The sequence below is a fragment of the Polaromonas sp. JS666 genome (genome assembly GCF_900103405.1).
Taxonomy (GTDB): domain Bacteria; phylum Pseudomonadota; class Gammaproteobacteria; order Burkholderiales; family Burkholderiaceae_C; genus Polaromonas.
Genome location: NZ_FNHX01000002.1, coordinates 91,257 through 108,607 on the forward strand (window position 1 = coordinate 91,257; position 17,351 = coordinate 108,607).

General features: G+C 63.6%; 18 protein-coding genes, 1 tRNA gene and 1 pseudogene. 6 read left to right on the plus strand and 14 right to left on the minus strand.

Translation table 11 applies throughout. The annotated features are described in order from the left end of the window. Positions 1–32 precede the first annotated feature (32 nt). A complete protein-coding gene (locus BLQ85_RS04830; RefSeq protein ID WP_074575237.1) occupies positions 33–605 on the plus strand; it encodes a hypothetical protein in 573 nt (190 codons plus the stop codon). 18 nt (positions 606–623) lie between these two features. On the opposite strand, the gene BLQ85_RS24140 is transcribed toward BLQ85_RS04830, so the two are convergent. From BLQ85_RS24140 to BLQ85_RS04840, 3 genes and pseudogenes are all read right to left on the minus strand, one after another. Then, positions 624–1,172, minus strand: a complete 549-nt coding sequence (locus BLQ85_RS24140) for a hypothetical protein (RefSeq protein ID WP_139200895.1) — start codon at positions 1,170–1,172, stop codon at positions 624–626. A gap of 37 nt (positions 1,173–1,209) precedes the next feature. After that, positions 1,210–1,380: pseudogene (locus BLQ85_RS04835) on the minus strand (molybdenum cofactor biosynthesis protein MoaE); the annotation flags it as partial. Then, complete coding sequence (locus BLQ85_RS04840) at positions 1,341–2,117, minus strand: TetR/AcrR family transcriptional regulator (RefSeq protein ID WP_074575238.1); 777 nt, start codon at positions 2,115–2,117, stop codon at positions 1,341–1,343. The pseudogene BLQ85_RS04835 and the gene BLQ85_RS04840, both read right to left, overlap by 40 nt. A 128-nt stretch (positions 2,118–2,245) precedes the next feature. Here BLQ85_RS04840 and BLQ85_RS04845 point away from each other — a divergent pair, with 128 nt between their 5' ends. Next, positions 2,246–3,151: an aminotransferase class IV gene (locus BLQ85_RS04845; protein WP_074575239.1), complete on the plus strand. Its 906-nt coding sequence runs from the start codon at positions 2,246–2,248 to the stop codon at positions 3,149–3,151. 3 nt (positions 3,152–3,154) lie between these two features. Here the strand turns inward: BLQ85_RS04845 and BLQ85_RS04850 are convergent, their stop codons facing one another. Next, complete coding sequence (locus BLQ85_RS04850) at positions 3,155–3,631, minus strand: molybdenum cofactor biosynthesis protein MoaE (RefSeq protein ID WP_074575240.1); 477 nt, start codon at positions 3,629–3,631, stop codon at positions 3,155–3,157. 286 nt (positions 3,632–3,917) lie between these two features. Between BLQ85_RS04850 and dapA the strand changes: the two genes are divergently transcribed. Further along, positions 3,918–4,814, plus strand: coding sequence for a 4-hydroxy-tetrahydrodipicolinate synthase (gene dapA / locus BLQ85_RS04855; protein WP_074575241.1), 897 nt, complete (start codon positions 3,918–3,920; stop codon positions 4,812–4,814). A 10-nt stretch (positions 4,815–4,824) separates the two neighbouring features. Here dapA and BLQ85_RS04860 read toward each other — a convergent pair whose 3' ends face one another. The 6 genes from BLQ85_RS04860 to BLQ85_RS04885 all read right to left on the minus strand — a co-directional run bounded on the left by BLQ85_RS04860 (position 4,825) and on the right by BLQ85_RS04885 (position 11,074). Beyond that, entirely contained in the window at positions 4,825–5,076 is a 252-nt protein-coding gene (locus tag BLQ85_RS04860; protein ID WP_074575242.1) for a MoaD/ThiS family protein, read from the minus strand. Positions 5,077–5,098: 22 nt separating this feature from the next. Continuing rightward, a complete protein-coding gene (gene glp / locus BLQ85_RS04865) occupies positions 5,099–6,361 on the minus strand; it encodes a molybdopterin molybdotransferase MoeA (RefSeq protein ID WP_074575243.1) in 1,263 nt (420 codons plus the stop codon). A 71-nt stretch (positions 6,362–6,432) separates the two neighbouring features. Beyond that, complete coding sequence (gene mobB / locus BLQ85_RS04870) at positions 6,433–6,981, minus strand: molybdopterin-guanine dinucleotide biosynthesis protein B (RefSeq protein ID WP_074575244.1); 549 nt, start codon at positions 6,979–6,981, stop codon at positions 6,433–6,435. Positions 6,982–7,014: 33 nt separating this feature from the next. Then, positions 7,015–8,430 carry a threonine synthase gene (thrC, locus tag BLQ85_RS04875; protein ID WP_074575245.1) on the minus strand — a complete coding sequence of 472 codons (1,416 nt, stop codon included), beginning with the start codon at positions 8,428–8,430 and terminating at the stop codon, positions 7,015–7,017. Beyond that, positions 8,430–9,752: a homoserine dehydrogenase gene (locus BLQ85_RS04880; RefSeq protein WP_074575822.1), complete on the minus strand. Its 1,323-nt coding sequence runs from the start codon at positions 9,750–9,752 to the stop codon at positions 8,430–8,432. Before BLQ85_RS04880 ends, thrC begins: the two co-directional genes overlap by 1 nt. Before the next feature lie 98 nt (positions 9,753–9,850). Further along, on the minus strand, positions 9,851–11,074 hold the full coding sequence (locus BLQ85_RS04885; RefSeq protein ID WP_074575246.1) for a pyridoxal phosphate-dependent aminotransferase: 1,224 nt from the start codon (positions 11,072–11,074) through the stop codon (positions 9,851–9,853). A 199-nt stretch (positions 11,075–11,273) separates the two neighbouring features. Between BLQ85_RS04885 and BLQ85_RS04890 the strand changes: the two genes are divergently transcribed. From BLQ85_RS04890 to BLQ85_RS04900, 3 genes are all read left to right on the plus strand, one after another. Then, entirely contained in the window at positions 11,274–11,672 is a 399-nt protein-coding gene (locus BLQ85_RS04890) for an Mth938-like domain-containing protein (protein ID WP_074575247.1), read from the plus strand. Positions 11,673–11,795: 123 nt separating this feature from the next. Then, entirely contained in the window at positions 11,796–12,272 is a 477-nt protein-coding gene (locus BLQ85_RS04895) for a peroxiredoxin (RefSeq protein WP_007867029.1), read from the plus strand. A 168-nt stretch (positions 12,273–12,440) separates the two neighbouring features. Next, the gene (locus BLQ85_RS04900; RefSeq protein WP_074575248.1) at positions 12,441–14,120 is read left to right on the plus strand and encodes a PhoH family protein; all 1,680 of its coding nucleotides are present in this window, start codon (positions 12,441–12,443) and stop codon (positions 14,118–14,120) included. Positions 14,121–14,191: 71 nt separating this feature from the next. Here the strand turns inward: BLQ85_RS04900 and BLQ85_RS04905 are convergent. From BLQ85_RS04905 to hscA, 4 genes are all read right to left on the minus strand, one after another. Continuing rightward, a tRNA-Val gene (locus tag BLQ85_RS04905) sits at positions 14,192–14,266 on the minus strand. Between the two features lie 71 nt (positions 14,267–14,337). Continuing rightward, positions 14,338–15,045 carry a DNA polymerase III subunit epsilon gene (gene dnaQ, locus BLQ85_RS04910; protein WP_074575249.1) on the minus strand — a complete coding sequence of 236 codons (708 nt, stop codon included), beginning with the start codon at positions 15,043–15,045 and terminating at the stop codon, positions 14,338–14,340. A 54-nt stretch (positions 15,046–15,099) separates the two neighbouring features. Next, on the minus strand, positions 15,100–15,438 hold the full coding sequence (gene fdx, locus BLQ85_RS04915) for an ISC system 2Fe-2S type ferredoxin (RefSeq protein ID WP_074575250.1): 339 nt from the start codon (positions 15,436–15,438) through the stop codon (positions 15,100–15,102). 20 nt (positions 15,439–15,458) lie between these two features. Beyond that, positions 15,459–17,321, minus strand: coding sequence for a Fe-S protein assembly chaperone HscA (hscA, locus tag BLQ85_RS04920; protein WP_074575251.1), 1,863 nt, complete (start codon positions 17,319–17,321; stop codon positions 15,459–15,461). Positions 17,322–17,351 lie beyond the last annotated feature (30 nt).

Sequence of the window (17,351 nt, forward strand, 5' to 3'; positions counted from 1 at the left end):
AAGCATTTTCCCGCCGCCCCTAAAATCGCCCCATGAACATCCACCAGGTCTCAGTGACCTACCACCAGGAGCAGGACAGGCTCCTGGTGCGCATCAGCAGCCATGACAGCGAGGAATTGCGCCTGTGGCTGACCCGCCGCATGACACTCTCCCTGATGCCGGTCCTGACCCGGACCGCCGCCGACCAACTGGCCCGGCAGGCTGAGGGTATTGACCCGGCGGCGCCGCAGGACGTCCAGCGCCAGCGCATGGTGGAGAACTTCAAAAAAGAAGCCCAGACCTATGCCGGCGATTTCAAGACGCCCTACCAGGCCAAGGATGCCGCGCTGCCGCTGGGCAAGGAACCGCTGCTGGTGACGGAAGTCAAGATGGCCTTGCTGAAATCCGGCAAGCTGCAGCTGGACTTCACCGAAAAAGGGCCGGAGCCGGGGCGCCATGTGCGGATCGCCATCAGCACCCAGCTTGCTCAAGGTTTGTTGCAGCTCCTGAACAAGTGCCTCAAAAAATCCCAGTGGCTCAAGTCACCTCAGACGGCAAGCCTTGAAGCGGCAACCGATGCCGAGGAGCCGTTGGAACAGGCGGAAAAGCCCCGCTACCTGAATTGACAAGCCAAGCGGCCGAAATTATTGCGGCTTTGCCTTAATAATTCCTGCTGCGGCCAACTCCTCAACAGCCGTTCTCGCAAACTTGCTTGCTACGCTTTTGTTGTCACTGCCGATGGGTGTGCCGCCCTTAATTTCAACGGACCATGGCTTCGCGCCTGGCGGTGATTCCTTGAAATGAACAGAAACAACCAAAACGGCTCCTGGACCCGTGATGGTGTGGTGTGTCCCAGTGACCCGGATGTGAATTTGCGCATCGTCGCCGCGTATCGCACCGCCTTCTTTCAGGGCTGTTTCAATTTGGGTACTCATTTGCGACCGGATTTCAGTCAACAATTCTCCGACCTCCTTCGTGGCGTATCCAATATTTGGAGCGGGCGGTGAGGAGTAGAGGCCATAAGAAGAGGTGGTGACGGCCATGGGTATAGCACCGGGATTAACCCAGACGACCTCGGCGCTGCTAACCCGCCTGGTCTGCACATCGGGCGTTTGTCGTGTGATGTTGCTTGCACAACCGGTCAAGCCAATAAAGCAGATAAACAGTGAAAAAACGCTGTAACGACGAAACATCGAATGCCTCCCCTTCGCAATTAAAAGATCGCGTAGCTTACGCGTTATTGGTCAAAATTCCCCCTCTGGCCAGCGCCGCGTCGCCGGCAACGCGCGCATCGACCCAGCGCGCACCCTCGGGCGTTTGTTCTTTTTTCCAAAACGGCGCCTGGGTCTTGAGGTAGTCCATCAGGAACTCGCGGGCCTTGAAGCTTTCGCCGTGGTGCGCAAGGCTCTGGCCCGCGACTCGACGCCGCGCACGATCACATCGACCCAGGCCTCAAAGCCGCTGTCCAGCGGTTGACCGTCGCCACTGGACCAGCGCAACACAAACGCCCGGTTCTGCATTGCGTCCAGATGCCGCGCAAGCGCGGGCTGGCGAGCCGCGTCGACGCGGGCGATCTGGGCGCGGCAGGCGCTTTCCCAGGCCTGGGCGTCTTCGGCCGGCGCGGTGGACAGCTCCATGGTCGCGAAACCGCACATGGCAGCAAACACCACGTTGTAGGCATCGACCAGGTCGGCGCCGGCAAAACCGGCGTCTTCGAGCAATTGCACCAGGTGGTCCAGCATGGTGGCGTCAAAGGTCGCGTTGTAGATCAGTTCACTGGCCACCAGGGGAGCCAGCCTGGGGTGGCGCCTGAGCACCTCGCGGTAGCGCCGCAGCAAGGCGGCCAGGCGCGCCTGCCAGCGGCCCGTGACCAGGTCGTCGGCCACGCCGTTCATGGCCAGCGCCACCGCTCCGGAAATCAGTTCATTGCGGCTGGGCACATACCAGTAAATCGCCGACGGAAACACCTTGAGCGCCTGGGCCAGTTCGCGGATGTTGAAGGCCTGCGGGCCCTGGCGGTCTATCAGGGCCAGCGCGGCTTGCAGGATGGACTCGCGGCTCAGTGCCGCGCCGCCTGCCGCGTCGCCGGTTTTGCGCGGACGCCCGGCGCGACGGGGTGGAGGCGGTTTGGTGGGCAAGGCGGTTTCCAGAAGCAGAAATAATGCGCCATTTTATGGTTTATTGAAAAGCGTTCAATTAATATTGAACTTCGTACAATTAATTCGCAAGCTCCTCTCCCATTCCAAGTTAACTAAGGAAAACCGCCATGCGTGATGTCAAAACCGGTGAATTCGAGGGCGGTTGCGCCTTTGTCGAAGGCGAATTCGTGCCCCTGTCGGAAGCCAAGATTTCCCTGTTTGACTGGGGTTTCACCCGTTCGGACGTGACCTACGACGTGGCCAGCACCTGGCAAGGCGCTTTTTTCCGGCTCGGCGACCATATCGAGCGCTTTTTCGCCAGCATGGAAAAGATGCACCTGGCCATCCCCTACAGCCGCAGTGAGCTGCGGGACATCCTGCACGCCTGCGTGCGCGCCGGCGGCCTGCAGGACGCCTACGTTGCCATGGTCTGCACCCGCGGTGTGCCGCCGCGCGGCGCGCGCGACCCGCGCCTGGCGCAGAACCGGTTTTACGCCTATGCCCTGCCCTATGTCTGGATCGCCTCGCGAGAAAAGCAACTGGCCGGGCTGGACCTGCACATCAGCGACCGCCAACGCATTCCGGCGGCCTCGGTGGACCCGACCGTCAAGAACTACCACTGGATGGACATGGTGCAGTCCATGTTCGACGCCTACGACCGTGGGCGCGATACCAGTTGCGTGGTGGACGCTGCCGGCAACATCACCGAAGGCCCGGGCTTCAACGTGTTCATGGCCAAGGATGGCATCGTGTACACGGCCGACCAGGGCGTGCTTGAGGGGATTTCGCGGCGCACCGCGATGGAGCTGTGCGGGCGCCTGGACATCCCGCTGAGGGCAGCGCCGGTACCCGCCGCGCTGCTGCGCAGTGCCGACGAAGTGTTTTTAACTTCGACCGGTGGCGGCATTTTGCCGATTGCAAAGCTTGATGGCGTACCCCTGCCGCAGTTTCCCGGCCCCATCACGACGCGGCTGTATGAGGCCTACTGGGCGATTCACGACGAAGCGGTGTACCGGGACCCGGTCAGCTACTGAACATCAGGCGTTGGATGCCGTGATGCCCCATTTGGCCAGCGCCGCGTCGTCGGCAACGCGCGCATCGACCCAGCGCGCACCCTCGGGCGTTTGTTCTTTTTTCCAGAACGGCGCCTGGGTCTTGAGGTAGTCCATCAGGAACTCGCAGGCCTTGAAGCTTTCGCCGCGGTGCGCCGAGGTCACGGCCACCATCACCACCTGGTCCAGCGGCTGCAGCAGGCCGACGCGGTGGATCACGCGCGCGCCGAAGATGTCAAAGCGCGCCATGGCCTCGTCGATCATGGCCTCTATGGCTTTTTCGGTCATGCCGGGGTAGTGCTCCAGCTCCATGCTGCTGACGCTCAGGCCGTCATTGCGGTCACGGACCGTGCCTGTGAAGGTGCAGACAGCGCCCACCCGCTTGTCGCCGGCACGCAGTGCGGCCACCTCGTCGGCGAGGTTGAAGTCATCGGTGGTGATCAGGACGCGCGGTGAAGCCATAGTGGCAATTTTGCCACTCGCCCACCCTCAAAGCAGCCGCCTACGGTAAGATTTGCCGCATGACTGGCCCCACCCGCCCCTTCGCCACCCGGACGCACGACAGCGCCCGCGGCCTTGGGCTGTGCGCCAGCAAATCGAAAAAACCGTTGCTCATTTGACCGGGGCTGCGGTTCCGTCGTCGAATGAGCGATGGAACCGCCGGTTATTACTCTTAGTCTTTTGCGGGCACCTTCTCTTGTTCTGACGACGGCCTTTCAAGCCGGTCAGTTTTTTGGGATGTGTCTTCATGCAAACAGCGCTCAGCGCCGATCAGGCCAACACCGATTTTTCGGGTCTCTGGATCCCTCTTGTCACCCCGTTTGACCAGGGCAAAGTCGACCACGGCGCCTTAAAGCGCCTGGTCGCGCACTATCGCGGCAGCGGCATCGCCGGACTGGTGGTCTGCGGCTCCACCGGCGAAGCCGCCGCGCTGGACGAGGACGAGCAGCTGGCAACACTGCAGACCGTGATGGCGCAAGCCCCCGGCCTGCCGGTGGTCATGGGCCTGTCGGGCTACCACCTGGGCAAGATGGCGGCGCGCATCAAGGCTCTGGGCACACTGGGCCTGGCCGGCATCCTGCTGCCCGCGCCCAGCTACATCCGGCCTTCGCAGGCCGGGCTGATCGAATGGTTCACCGCCCTGGCCGACGTGAGCGCCGTGCCGGTGATCCTCTATGACATTCCCTATCGCACGGGCAGCCGCATGGAGCTTGAAACGATCCTGGCGCTGGCCGGCCACCCGCGCATACAGGCGCTCAAGGACTGCGGCGGCGACCCGGCGAAAACGCGGGCGCTGATTGCCGATGGGCGCTTGCAGGTGCTGGCGGGCGAGGATGTGAATATTTTCGCGACTGCTTCGCAGGGCGGCCGGGGCGCGATTGCGGCGGCAGCCCATCTGCACACGGAACGTTTTGTGCAAGTGCTGCGGCGCATCCAGGCAGGCGACCTGGCGGGGGCCGAGGCCTTGTGGGCACCGCTGCAGCCGCTGATTGAAGGCCTGTTCGCCGAGCCCAACCCCGGACCGCTCAAGGCCGTCCTGGCCGGGCAAGGCCTGCTTCGCAATGAGCTGCGCAGCCCGATGACACGAGCCTCCACCGAACTGGCCGAGCGCCTGCAGGGGCTGGACGCGCTGCTGGCCGCCTGAAGGGGCGGGCTCAGCCGCCGGTCACGGGCGGAAAGAAAGCGACTTCGCAGCCTTCACTGAGGGCGGCCGTTTCATCGCACATCACCTGGTTGAGCGCCATGCGCACCGACCTGCCGCGCGCCAGGCTGGCGGCATGCGCGGGCGTGGCCGCGAGCAGTTCGTCGCGCAGGGCCGCCAGCGTGGTGGCGCGGGTGTCGCGCAGCTCGCTGCCCTGCCCTATGGCTTCGCGGATGGAGGCAAAGTATTTGACGGTGACTTTCATGGGAAGGCCTTGATGTGGCGCGTCAGGCCATCAGCGCCGAAAACGGGATGAACTGCACCATGTCGCCATGGGCAATCGCCTGGCCGGCCGGGTTGTCGATCACGCCATCGCCCCAGACGGCCGAGGTCAGCACGCCCGAGCTCTGGTTGCCGAACAGCTCCAGCCCGCCGGCGGTATTGCGCCTGGCGCGCAAGAACTCGCGGCGCTTGTCGGCCTTGGGCCAGTCGAAATGCGCGGGCAATGCGATGGGGCTGGGGGCCACCTCGGCCGCGCCCTGCAGCTTGAGCAGGAAGGGACGCACCAGCACCAGAAAGGTCACAAAGCTGGACACGGGGTTACCCGGCAGGCCGATGAAATGCGCGCCGCCGAGTTTGCCGTAGGCAAAGGGCTTGCCCGGCTTCATCGCGATCTGCCAGAGGGCGAGTTCGCCCAGCGCCTGCACGGCCGGCTTGATGTGGTCTTCCTCGCCGACCGACACGCCGCCGCTGGTGAGTATCAGGTCGTGCGCCTGGCTCGCGCCCTTGAGCGCGGCGATGGTGGCGTCCAGCCGGTCGGGCACGATGCCGAGGTCGGTCACCGTGCAGCCCAGGCGCAACAGCAAGGCGCGCAAAAAGAAACGGTTGGAGTTGTAGATGGCGCCGGGCTTCATGTCGGCCGGCGCGACCTCGCCGGGCATTACGAGCTCATCGCCAGTCGAGAACAGGGCCACACGCACGCGGGGCGCGACCTGCAGTTTGTCAAAGCCTATGCTGGCGGCCAGGCCCAGCGAGGCGGGTGTCAGGCGTTCACCGCGGCGCAGCACCACGGCGCCAGCGGCGACGTCCTCGCCGCGGCGGCGGATCCATTGGCCGGGCTGGGGTTGGGCCTTGATGCGCACGCCCTCATCCACAGCCTCGCAGTCTTCCTGCATGACCACGGCATCGGCGCCGGGCGGAATGGGCGCGCCGGTGAAGATGCGCGCCGCCGAGGCCGGCGCCAGCGCATGGCCGCTGCTGCCGGCCGGGATGCGCTGGCCGACCCGCAGCACGGCGCCCTCAACCCAGTCGGAAGCGCGCACGGCATAACCGTCCATGGAGCTGTTGTCGTGCGCCGGCACGTCGAGGCTGGAGAGCAGGTCCTGCGCCAGCACACGGCCGTCCGCGTCAAAAGTGGAGACCGCCTCAGCGCCGGCCAAGGGCGCCGCGCGGGCCAGCAATTCGGCCAGCGCCTGATCCAGCGGCTTCAGGGGCGCGCGGCCGGGCTGGGGCGCGGGGCTGGCGGGCGTGGTGGTGGAAGCAGAACTCATGGTCGGGGTGTCCGGAACAAGGGCATGAACAGAACAAAGTTGGCTGGCTTGGAGCTGACCTTTACCCAGGCCTAGCCGAAGCGGTCTTCGAAGGAATAGGCAAAGCGTTCCTGATTGTTGACCAGGTACTCGGCCACGGCATCGCCGTCGTTCAAATCCAGCACAGGGCGCAAGGTTGCCTGAGGCAACTGGCCGGGGGCGTCGGTGGCGATGGCGACGATGAAGTCGTCATCCATGTAGAGACAGGGTTTGCCGGCATAGTCGGCCGAGGGGCCGCGCCAGACCTCGATCTTGAGCAGGTCGCTGCTCTTGAAGCCTTCGACCAGCACCCAGTCCACACCGCCGTAGAGCTCGGCGATCAGTTGGTGCACCGACATCTCGGCCGGTTTTTCAAACTCGCGCATCAGCGCCAGCCGGTTCTGCGAAGCCACCACCACCTCGAAGGCGCCGGCCACGCGGTGGCGGAAGGTGTCCTTGCCGGGGTGGTCGATGTCGAATTTATGGTGGGCATGCTTGACCACCGACACGCGCAGGCCGCGCGCCTTGAGTGCGGGGATCAGCTTTTCGACCAGCGTGGTCTTGCCCGAACCGGAGTAGCCGGCGAAGCCGACGACGTTCATGGCCGGGCTTTCCAGGCGGGGCTGCGGCCCGGATCAATGCACATGGTCGGCGATGTAGCGCTTGATCACGGCCGCATCGGCGGGCAGCACCTTGACGCGCTTGGGCAGCTCTTCAATGCCTTCGAACTTGGCGGGCCGCTCGGGTGCATGGCCCAGCGCTTCTTCAATCGTGGCCGCGAACTTGATGGGTAGCGCGGTCTCCAGCACGACCATGGGCACACCGGGCTGGAGCTGCTCGCGCGCCACCTTCACGCCATCGGCAGTGTGCGTGTCTATGGTGGTGGCGAAGCGCTTGTGGGTGTCGCGAATCGTCGCGAGGCGGTCGGCATGGATGCTCTTGCCGCTGACAAAGCCGTAGCGCTGCGCGGCGGCCTTGAAAGCCGGCTCGGCGCTGAGGTCAAAACGGCCCTGGCTGCCGAGCTGGTCGTGGAACAAGGCCCTGGTCTTGGCGCCATCGCGGCCCAACAGGTCGAACACAAAGCGCTCGAAGTTCGAGGCCTTGGAAATGTCCATGGAGGGGCTGGAGGTCTCATGCGTGTCGGCACTGCTGCGCACACGGTAGACGCCGGTGCGGAAGAACTCGTCGAGCACGTCGTTTTCGTTGGTGGCCACCACCAGCTTGCCTATGGGCAGGCCCATCATGCGGGCCACATGGCCGGCGCAGACATTGCCGAAGTTGCCGGAAGGGACGGTGAAGTCGACCTTCTCCGCGTTCGAACGGGTCGCTTGAAAGTAGCCGGCGAAGTAGTACACCACCTGCGCCATCAGGCGCGCCCAGTTGATGGAGTTGACCGTACCTATCTTGTACTGGCGCTTGAAGGCCAGGTCGTTGGACACGGCCTTGACGATGTCCTGGCAGTCGTCGAACACGCCTTCGATCGCGATATTGTGGATGTTCTCGTCCTGCAGGCTGAACATCTGCGCCTGCTGGAAGGGGCTCATGCGGCCGTTCGGCGAGGTCATGAAGACGCGCACGCCTTTTTTGCCGCGCATGGCGTATTCGGCCGCGCTGCCGGTGTCGCCGCTGGTGGCGCCCAGGATGTTGAGCTCTTCGCCGCGCCGCGCCAGCTCGTACTCAAAGAGGTTGCCCAGCAGTTGCATGGCCATGTCCTTGAAGGCCAGCGTAGGGCCGTTGGACAGGGCTTCGAGGTAGAGGCCGCCCTCGAGCTTCTTCAGCGGGACGATGGCTTTTGTGCCGAACACCTCTTCGGTGTAGGTCTTGCGGCAGATTGCCTGGAGATCGACAGCGGGAATGTCGTCGACATACAGCGAGAGGATTTCGAAGGCCAGGTCGGCATAAGCCAGGCCGCGCCATTTGGCCAGGGTTGCCTCGTTAACCTGCGGATAGCTTTCGGGCAGATACAGGCCGCCGTCCGGCGCCAGGCCCTCGAGCAGGATTTCGCAAAAGCGCTTGCGGTCGGCGTGGCCGCGGGTGGAGATGTACAGCATCAGGCCAGCTCCTCCTTGCGGATGCGCGTGATGGGCGCCAGCACCGTGGGCAGCCCCTGCATTTGCGCCAGGGCGCTGTTCATCTTGGCTTCCACGCAGTCGTGCGTGAGGATGATGAGGTCGGTGTGGGTGGAACCCTCGCCACCCACTTCATCGGCTTCACGCTGCAGCATGGCGTCTATGCTGATGCCCGCGCCGGCCAGGATGCCGGTGACCTTGGCCAGCACGCCGGCCTCGTCGGCGACTTTCAGGCGCAGGTAGTAGCTGGTGACGACCTCGGCCATGGGCACCACGGGCAGGTCGCTCATGGCGTCCGGCTGGAAGGCCAGGTGCGGCACGCGGTGCTCGGGATCGGCCGTGTGCAGGCGGGCGATGTCCACCAGGTCGGCGATCACGGCGCTGGCGGTCGGCTCGCTGCCCGCACCCTTGCCGTAGTACAGCGTGGTGCCGACGGCGTCGCCCTGCACCACCACGGCATTCATCGCGCCTTCCACGTTGGCGATCAGGCGCTTGGCCGGCACCAGGCTGGGGTGCACGCGCAGCTCGATGCCGTTGGCGGCGCGCTTGGTGATGCCCAGCAGCTTGATGCGGTAGCCGAGCTGCTCGGCATAGCGGATGTCCTGCGCGGCCAGGCCGGTGATGCCCTCGACGTAAGCCTTGTCGAACTGCACCGGGATGCCGAAGGCGATGGCCGACATCAGCGTGACCTTGTGGCCGGCGTCCACACCCTCGATGTCGAAGGTGGGATCGGCCTCGGCGTAGCCCAGGCGCTGTGCTTCCTTGAGCACCGCGTCGAAGTCCAGGCCCTTGTCGCGCATCTCGGACAGGATGAAGTTGGTGGTGCCGTTGATGATGCCGGCGATCCACTGGATGCTGTTGGCCGTGAGGCCCTCGCGCAGCGCCTTGATAATGGGGATGCCGCCGGCGACGGCCGCCTCAAACGCCACCATCACGCCCTTGCGGTGGGCCGCCGCGAAAATCTCGGTGCCGTGCACGGCCAGCAGCGCCTTGTTGGCGGTGACCACGTGCTTGCCGGCCTCAATGGCTTCCAGCACCAGTTGTTTGGCGATGCCATAGCCGCCTATGAGCTCGATCACGATGTCGACGTCGGGGCTGGCCACGACCTTGCGCGCGTCGTCCACCACCTGCACACCCGCGCCGACGGCCGCCTTGGCGCGCGCCACGTCGAGGTCGGCGACCATGGTGATTTCAATGCCCCGGCCGGCACGGCGGCGGATTTCTTCCTGGTTGCGCTGGAGCACGTTGTAGGTGCCGCTGCCCACCGTGCCTATGCCCAGGAGGCCTACGCGGATGGGGCTCAAATTCGTCGGTTTCATAGTCGCTCGGGTCTTGCTTTACGTTGATCTTGGATGCCCGCACCCCAAGGGGTGCGAAAAAAGGAGAGGGGCCGAATACAGGGTCAAGTTCGGTTGTTGCGGTAGTTCTCGAGGAACTTCGCAATGCGGCCTATGGCTTCGCGCAGGTCTTCCTCATGCGGCAGGAAAACGATGCGGAAGTGGTCAGGCTCGGCCCAGTTAAAGCCCGTGCCCTGCACCAGCATGACCTTGGTCTCCTTGAGGAGTTCCAGGAAGAACTGGCGATCGTCCTTGATCGGGTAGACCTCGGGATCCAGCCGCGGGAACATGTAGAGCGCGGCGCTGGGTTTGACACAGGTGACGCCGGGAATGGCGGTGATGAGTTCGTAGGCCATGTCGCGCTGGCGACGCAGGCGCCCACCCTCGCAGGTCAGGTCGTTGATGCTCTGGTAGCCGCCCAGCGCGGTCTGTATGGCCCACTGGCCCGGCACGTTGGAGCACAGTTTCATGTTGGCCAGCATGTTCAGGCCTTCGATGTAGTCCTGCGCCTGCTTCTTGGGGCCGGACACCACCAGCCAGCCCGCGCGGTAGCCGCAGGAGCGGTAGCTTTTGGACAGCGAATTGAAGGTCAACGTGAGCACGTCGGTCGACAGGCTGGCAATCGCCGTGTGCTTGACGCCGTCGTACAGCACCTTGTCGTAGACCTCGTCGGCGAGGATGACCAGGCCGTGCTCGCGCGCGATGCCGATGATGCCTTTGAGCAGCTCGTCGGAATACAGCGCGCCCGTGGGGTTGTTGGGGTTGATGACCACGATGGCCTTGGTCTTGGGCGTGATCCTGGCGCGGATGTCGTCCAGGTTGGGCATCCAGCCATTGTTTTCATCGCAGCGGTAGTGCACCGGCGTGCCGCCCGAAAGGCTGGTGGACGCGGTCCACAGCGGGTAGTCGGGCGCCGGCAGCAGCAATTCGTCGCCGTCGTCGAGCAAGGCGTTGGTGGCCATGGAAATCAGCTCGCTCGCGCCGTTGCCGAGGTAAATGTCGTCCAGCGTGACGCCCTTGATGCCCTGCTTCTGGGTTTCATGCATCACGGCCTTGCGCGCCGCAAAAATGCCCTTGCTGTCCGAATAACCGGCCGAGGCGGGCAGGTTGCGGATCATGTCCTGCTGGACTTCCTCGGGCGCGTCAAAACCGAACACCGCGAGGTTGCCAATATTGAGCTTGATGAGCTTCTGGCCCTCTTCCTCCATCTGCTTGGCGGCGTCCATGATCGGGCCGCGGATGTCGTACAGCACATTGGCAAGCTTGGCGGATTTGGTGATCGGTTTCATGAAGCGTTAAGAAGACTTTGGACGGAGGCCGCGCCGCTCACCCTGCCGCCAACCGGGGCGATACGGCGCATTGCAGCGTGGAATTCGGGCGGAATCTATAATTTGACCACATAAAAGAGGCTTTTCGCTGGCAAAACAGCCGCACACAAGCCCCCGCGCACAGCCGCGCCACACCTCACAACGCCCGGACCCTTTCCGCATGAAACTTCAGCCAGACCGCCTCGACGTCCAGTCCATCCTCGGCTACGGCCCCGGCTGGGTGGGCCTGGGGCGCGAGGGTGTGGCCGAAAAAATCGAGCACAGCGTCGTGATCGGCTCGCGCGGCGAGAAATTCAACTGGAACTGCGCACGCTTTGAGCAGCTCACCGCCGAGCACTTCGCCCTGCTGGCCGAAACCCGGCCCGAACTCGTGATCTTCGGCAGCGGCGCCCGCCTGCGCTTTGTGCCTCCCGCGTTTCTGCGCGCCCTGATGGAGCAGCGCATTGGCGTTGAAACCATGGACACGCTTGCCGCCTGCCGCACCTACAACATCCTCGCGGGTGAAGGCCGCCAGGTGATTGCCGCCCTGCTGATTGAAACAGAAGGAACAGAAGCCTGAAATGACCTCTCTTTCAGGGTAAAATCTAGGGTTGCACTTGGCACCACATCCCGGGATGACGTCCCGGGTCGGTTGTCAAAAGGCGCGGCCAATTACAACTACTTTCGTCAGGGTCTACTCAGTATGGCAGTCGTCGTCAATAAACCACTCCCCGAATTTGAAGCGATCGCCACCGGCGGCATCAAGGTTTCCAACCAGTCCCACCTCGGCAAAGTCGTGGTGCTGTACTTCTATCCCAAGGACAACACGCCTGGCTGCACCACGGAAGCCATGCAGTTCCGTGACCGCTACAAGGACTTCGTGAAGGCCGGCGCGACGGTCTTCGGCGTCTCGCGCGACAACATGAAATCCCACGACGAGTTCAAGTCCAAGCTTGAACTGCCGTTCGAGCTGATCGCGGACACCGAAGAAAAAATGTGCCACATGTTCGGCGTGGTCAAGAACAAGATCATGTACGGCAAAAAGGTCAAAGGCATAGAGCGCAGCACCTTCCTGGTGGGTGCCGACGGCCTGCTCAAAGAGGAGTGGCGCGGCCTGAAAGTGCCTGGCCATGTGGACGACGTGCTCAAGGCCGTCAAGGCCCTCAAAAAAGCCGCCTGAAACCCCACTGAGGCCAGTTAGCAACAAAGGATTGCCCTGTCACTTGAGTTGTGCATAATGAACTCATGCTGTTGACCTTCGCAACTGCGCCAAAAGAAAAAGCCGCCCTGGTTTCAAGGCGGCTTTTTCGCTTCTGGAACCCCTCTTTTTTAGAGAGTTTTAAGCACTATGCCCCTCCCCCCCGCCCCGACCAAACGTGCCGCCCTGCTCTCGCCTGATGCGCTCGACGCGCCCGCCCGCTCGCCTTCGAAAGTCGCCCGGAAAACGGAGCGTACCGAATCCGCCCAGAAACCCCCGGTAATGGACCTGTTTGACAGCCGCGCGGCAGGAGAAGGCAGCCACCCGGTGGCCTTCAAAGGCAAAGAGCCTTCCAACCCAGACAGAACGCCTGCAAACAGCCGTAAAAAAGAGAGCATTGCCCTGCCCGAGCCGGTCAAGCCAAAAAAGCCCAAACGCACCGGCCCAGCCAAGCTGTTCGTGCTGGACACCAATGTGCTGATGCACGACCCGATGTGCCTGTTCCGCTTCGAGGAACATGACATCTTCCTGCCCATGATCGTGCTCGAAGAGCTCGACGGCCATAAAAAGGGCATGACCGAGGTGGCGCGCAACGCCCGCCAGACCAGCCGCACGCTGGACGCGCTGGCAGGCGCCCAGGGCGCCGATATCGGCAAGGGCCTGAAGCTGGACACCACCGGCCACCCTGAAGCGGGCGGCAGCCTGTTTTTCCAGACCAAGCCGCTCGACTACACGCTGCCCATGAGCCTGCCGCAGGGCAAGGCCGACAACCAGATCCTGGGCGTGGTCGAGGCCCTGCGCAAGGAATATGCGCCGCGCGAGGTGGTCCTGGTGTCCAAGGACATCAATATGCGCGTCAAGGCGCGCGCCCTGGGCCTGGCGACCGACGACTACCAGAACGACAAAACCCTGGAAGACGGCGACCTGCTGTATTCCGGTTCGCTGGCCCTGCCCGCGGATTTCTGGACACGCCAGAGCAAGACCATCGAAAGCTGGCAGCAAGGCAGCCACACCTTCTACCGCATCACCGGCCCCATTGTGGGCAGCCTGCTGATCAACCAGTTTGTGTTCTTTGAGGCCCCTGGCGAGCCGCCGCTGTATGCCCGTGTGACGGAAATCCGGGCGAAAACCGCGGTGCTCAAGACCCTGAAGGACTACAACCACCTCAAAAACGCCGTCTGGGGCGTCACCACGCGCAACCGCGAGCAAAATTTCGCCATGAACCTGCTGATGGACCCCGAAGTCGACTTCGTCACGCTGGCCGGCACGGCGGGCACCGGCAAGACGCTGATGGCGCTGGCCAGCGGCCTCACGCAGGTGCTCGACGACCGGCGCTACACCGAAATCATCATGACGCGGGCCACGGTCAGCGTCGGCGAGGACATCGGCTTCCTGCCCGGCACCGAAGAGGAAAAAATGGGCCCCTGGATGGGTGCGCTGGACGACAACCTCGAAGTGCTGGGTAAGACCGACAGCGGTTCTGGCGAATGGGGCCGCGCCGCCACCAACGAGCTGATCCGCTCGCGCATCAAGGTCAAAAGCATGAACTTTATGCGCGGCCGTACCTTTCTGAACAAGTACGTCATCATCGACGAGGCGCAAAACCTGACGCCCAAGCAGATGAAAACGTTGATCACGCGGGCCGGCCCGGGCACCAAGATCATCTGCATGGGCAACCTGGCGCAGATTGACACGCCCTACCTGACCGAAGGCTCCTCGGGCATGACCTTTGCCGTGGACCGCTTCAAAGGCTGGCCGCATGGCGGGCACATCACGCTGGCGCGCGGCGAGCGTTCACGCCTGGCTGATTTCGCGAGCGAAGTGCTCTAAGTCCGCGAAAAAACGGCGCCCAATGAAAAAAGGCCAAGTCGCAAGACTTGGCCTTTTTCTTCGTCAAATTCTGGTGGGCGGTGCAAGTTTCGAACTTGCGACCCCTGCAGTGTGAATGCAGTGCTCTACCCCTGAGCTAACCGCCCTATCGGTCAGCCTATGATTATATGGTGTTTTGGGCCATTTTTCCGACCCACCTCCGGAATTGCGTCTCAGTTCAGGCCGCCAGGGCGCGCCAGACCGTTTTTCCCTTGCTCGCCTTGTCGATCCCGGCCAGCAATTTTTCATGTTCGGCGGCTTCCTGCTCATTGGCCGCCAGCAAAGGCAGTTCAAACAGGCTCAGGTCTATCTGCGGTACGTTGTTGTCGCCCTCCTGGGCCGCATCGCCCACATCCATGACCAGCGCGTTCTGCCCACGGGTCAGGTTGATGTAGACGTCGGCCAGCAGTTCAGCATCCAGCAAGGCGCCGTGCAGGGTACGGCCTGAATTGTCGACCTCCAGCCGGTCGCACAGAGCGTCCAGCGAGTTGCGTTTGCCCGGAAACAGCTCCTTGGCCATCATCAGGCTGTCGGTGACCTTGGCCACGCAATGCTTGATGGGCGGGCGGCCTATGAGTTCGAGTTCCTTGTTGAGGAAGCTCACGTCAAAGGGCGCGTTGTGGATGATGATCTCGGCGTCCTGCAGGTATTCCAGCAGCTCGTCGGCCACGGCGGCGAACTTGGGCTTGTCCTTCAGGAACTCGTTGCTGATGCCGTGGACCTTGAGCGCGTCCTCATGGCTGTCGCGCTCGGGGTTCAGGTAGAAGTGGCGATTGTTGCCGGTGAGCTTGCGGGCCACCAACTCCACACAGCCGATTTCGATGATGCGGTCGCCGTTTTCGGCGGAAAGACCGGTGGTTTCGGTGTCAAGAACGATTTGGCGCATGGCTCGATTATCGCCTCCGCGCAGGGCCGCCCACGCCCGGTTTTCCCCGAAAACTCAGTGGTTTTCCTTGGCGTGGTTGATGGAGTATTTGGGTATTTCCACCGTCACGTCGGTCTGGGCCAGCACGGCCTGGCAGCTCAGGCGCGAATTGGGCTCCAGGCCCCAGGCGCGGTCCAGCAGGTCTTCCTCGTTTTCGTCGAGCTCGTTGAGCGAGTCGAAGCCCTCGCGCACGACAACGTGGCAGGTGGTGCAGGCGCAGCTCAAGTCGCAGGCGTGCTCGATGTTGATCTTGTTGTCGAGCAGGGCTTCGCAGATCGAGGTGCCGGCCGGCGCGCTGATTTCAGCGCCCTGCGGGCAGTATTCGGGGTGAGGCAGTATTTTGATGATGGGCATGGTTGTCTCAGTCAGTCGGCTCAAACCGCCTCGATGTTTTTACCGGCCAGGGCTTGTTTGATGCCCCGGTTCATGCGCTGGGCGGCGAAGGCCTCTGTGCCTTTGGCCAGGGCCTGGGTGGCTGCCTCTATCGCGGCCGCGTCGCCGTGCGCGCGCGTGTCGGCCAGGCCGGTGATCAGGCTGTCGATCTGTGCGCGTTCAGGAGGGCTCAGCAGGTCGGCATCCGCGGCCAGCGCGCTTTGTGTGGCCAGGATCATGCGGTCCGCATCGACTTTGGCCTCAGCCAGGGCGCGGGCATTCATGTCCTGCTGGGCGGTCGAAAAACTGTCCTGCAGCATGCGCGCGATGTCTTCGTCGGACAGGCCGTAGGAAGGCTTCACGTCAATGCGCGCCTCGACACCGCTGACCTGCTCTTTCGCGTTGACGCTGAGCAGGCCGTCGGCATCGACCGTAAAAGTCACGCGGATGCGCGCGGCGCCGGCCACCATGGGCGGAATGCCGCGCAATTCGAAGCGGGCCAGGCTGCGGCAGTCGGCCACCAGGTCGCGCTCGCCCTGCACCACATGCAGGGCCAGGGCGGTCTGGCCGTCCTGGTAGGTGGTGAAGTCCTGCGCCATGGCCGTGGGAATGGTCTGGTTGCGCGGCACGATGCGTTCGACCAGCCCGCCCATGGTCTCTATGCCCAGCGACAGCGGAATCACATCCAGCAAGAGCAACTCATCACCGGTGTTGTTGCCGGCCAGCTGGTTGGCGGAAATGGCCGCGCCCAGCGCCACCACTTCGTCGGGATTGAGGTTGACCAGCGGCTCACGGCCGAAGAAACTGGCCACCGCCTTGCGCACCTGAGGCATGCGCGTGGAGCCCCCCACCAGCACCGCGCCCTGGATGTCTTCCTTGGCCAGCCTGGCATCGCGCAGCGCCTTGCGGACGGCTGCCAGCGTGCGCTGGGTCAGATGGGCCGTCGCGGTTTCGAAGTCTTCGGCCTTCATCTCGAAGTTGACAAGGGCCTTGGCCAGCTGCACCGAAAAAGGCACGGGATCGGCGGCCGACAGCGCTTCCTTGCAGTTTCGCGCGGTGCGCTGCAGGGCAGCTTTGTCCGCAGGCGTGAGGGTATCGGCCGCCAGGCCCGCCTTGGCCAGCACCCAGTCGACCAGCGCGCGGTCGTAGTCGTCACCGCCGAGCGCCGAATCGCCGCCGGTCGCCACCACCTCGAAAACGCCTTGCGTCAGGCGCAGGATGGAAATATCGAAAGTACCGCCGCCCAGGTCGTAGACGGCGTAAACGCCTTCGCTGGCGTTGTCCAGGCCGTAGGCAATCGCGGCCGCCGTGGGTTCATTGAGCAGGCGCAGCACATTCAGGCCCGCCAGTTGCGCGGCGTCTTTGGTGGCCTGGCGCTGGGCGTCATCGAAGTAAGCCGGCACGGTGATCACGGCGCCGTAGATGTCGTCGTTAAAGGTGTCTTCGGCGCGGTAGCGCAGCGTGGCCAGGATCTCGGCGCTGATCTCGACCGGGCTTTTCTCGCCGGCAACGGTCTGCAGCGTGACCATGCCCGGCTTGTCGTTGAGCTCGTAAGGCAGCTGGGTACGGCTGCCGATGTCGTCAATGCCGCGCCCCATCAGGCGCTTGACCGAAGAAATGGTATTGCGCGGGTCCTCGACCTGCGCCGCCAGGGCCTCATAGCCGATCTGGCGCTTGTCGCCCTCCAGATAGCGCACCACGCTGGGCAGCAGCACCCTTCCCTGCTCGTCCGGCAGGCATTCGGACACGCCGTTGCGCACGCTGGCGACCAGCGAGTGTGTGGTGCCCAGGTCGATGCCGATCGCAATGCGCCGCTGGTGCGGGTCGGGCGTCTGGCCGGGTTCGGAGATTTGCAGGAGTGCCATGCGTGCTTGTCGTACTTTTTCTGTAATGCC

Excerpts from the sequence above, each read along its gene's own strand:
- mobB (WP_074575244.1), bottom strand. The coding sequence starts at position 6,981 with ATGAACGTCGTCGGCTTCGCCGGCTACTCCGGTTCGGGCAAGACCACG.
- BLQ85_RS04885 (WP_074575246.1), bottom strand. The coding sequence starts at position 11,074 with ATGAAACCGATCACCAAATCCGCCAAGCTTGCCAATGTGCTGTACGAC.
- BLQ85_RS04850 (WP_074575240.1), bottom strand. The coding sequence starts at position 3,631 with ATGGCTTCACCGCGCGTCCTGATCACCACCGATGACTTCAACCTCGCC.
- BLQ85_RS04830 (WP_074575237.1), top strand. The coding sequence starts at position 33 with ATGAACATCCACCAGGTCTCAGTGACCTACCACCAGGAGCAGGACAGG.
- BLQ85_RS04890 (WP_074575247.1), top strand. The coding sequence starts at position 11,274 with ATGAAACTTCAGCCAGACCGCCTCGACGTCCAGTCCATCCTCGGCTAC.
- glp (WP_074575243.1), bottom strand. The coding sequence starts at position 6,361 with ATGAGTTCTGCTTCCACCACCACGCCCGCCAGCCCCGCGCCCCAGCCC.
- dapA (WP_074575241.1), top strand. The coding sequence starts at position 3,918 with ATGCAAACAGCGCTCAGCGCCGATCAGGCCAACACCGATTTTTCGGGT.
- BLQ85_RS24140 (WP_139200895.1), bottom strand. The coding sequence starts at position 1,172 with ATGTTTCGTCGTTACAGCGTTTTTTCACTGTTTATCTGCTTTATTGGC.
- BLQ85_RS04860 (WP_074575242.1), bottom strand. The coding sequence starts at position 5,076 with ATGAAAGTCACCGTCAAATACTTTGCCTCCATCCGCGAAGCCATAGGG.
- BLQ85_RS04895 (WP_007867029.1), top strand. The coding sequence starts at position 11,796 with ATGGCAGTCGTCGTCAATAAACCACTCCCCGAATTTGAAGCGATCGCC.
- dnaQ (WP_074575249.1), bottom strand. The coding sequence starts at position 15,045 with ATGCGCCAAATCGTTCTTGACACCGAAACCACCGGTCTTTCCGCCGAA.
- BLQ85_RS04900 (WP_074575248.1), top strand. The coding sequence starts at position 12,441 with ATGCCCCTCCCCCCCGCCCCGACCAAACGTGCCGCCCTGCTCTCGCCT.
- fdx (WP_074575250.1), bottom strand. The coding sequence starts at position 15,438 with ATGCCCATCATCAAAATACTGCCTCACCCCGAATACTGCCCGCAGGGC.
- BLQ85_RS04845 (WP_074575239.1), top strand. The coding sequence starts at position 2,246 with ATGCGTGATGTCAAAACCGGTGAATTCGAGGGCGGTTGCGCCTTTGTC.
- hscA (WP_074575251.1), bottom strand. The coding sequence starts at position 17,321 with ATGGCACTCCTGCAAATCTCCGAACCCGGCCAGACGCCCGACCCGCAC.
- thrC (WP_074575245.1), bottom strand. The coding sequence starts at position 8,430 with ATGCTGTACATCTCCACCCGCGGCCACGCCGACCGCAAGCGCTTTTGC.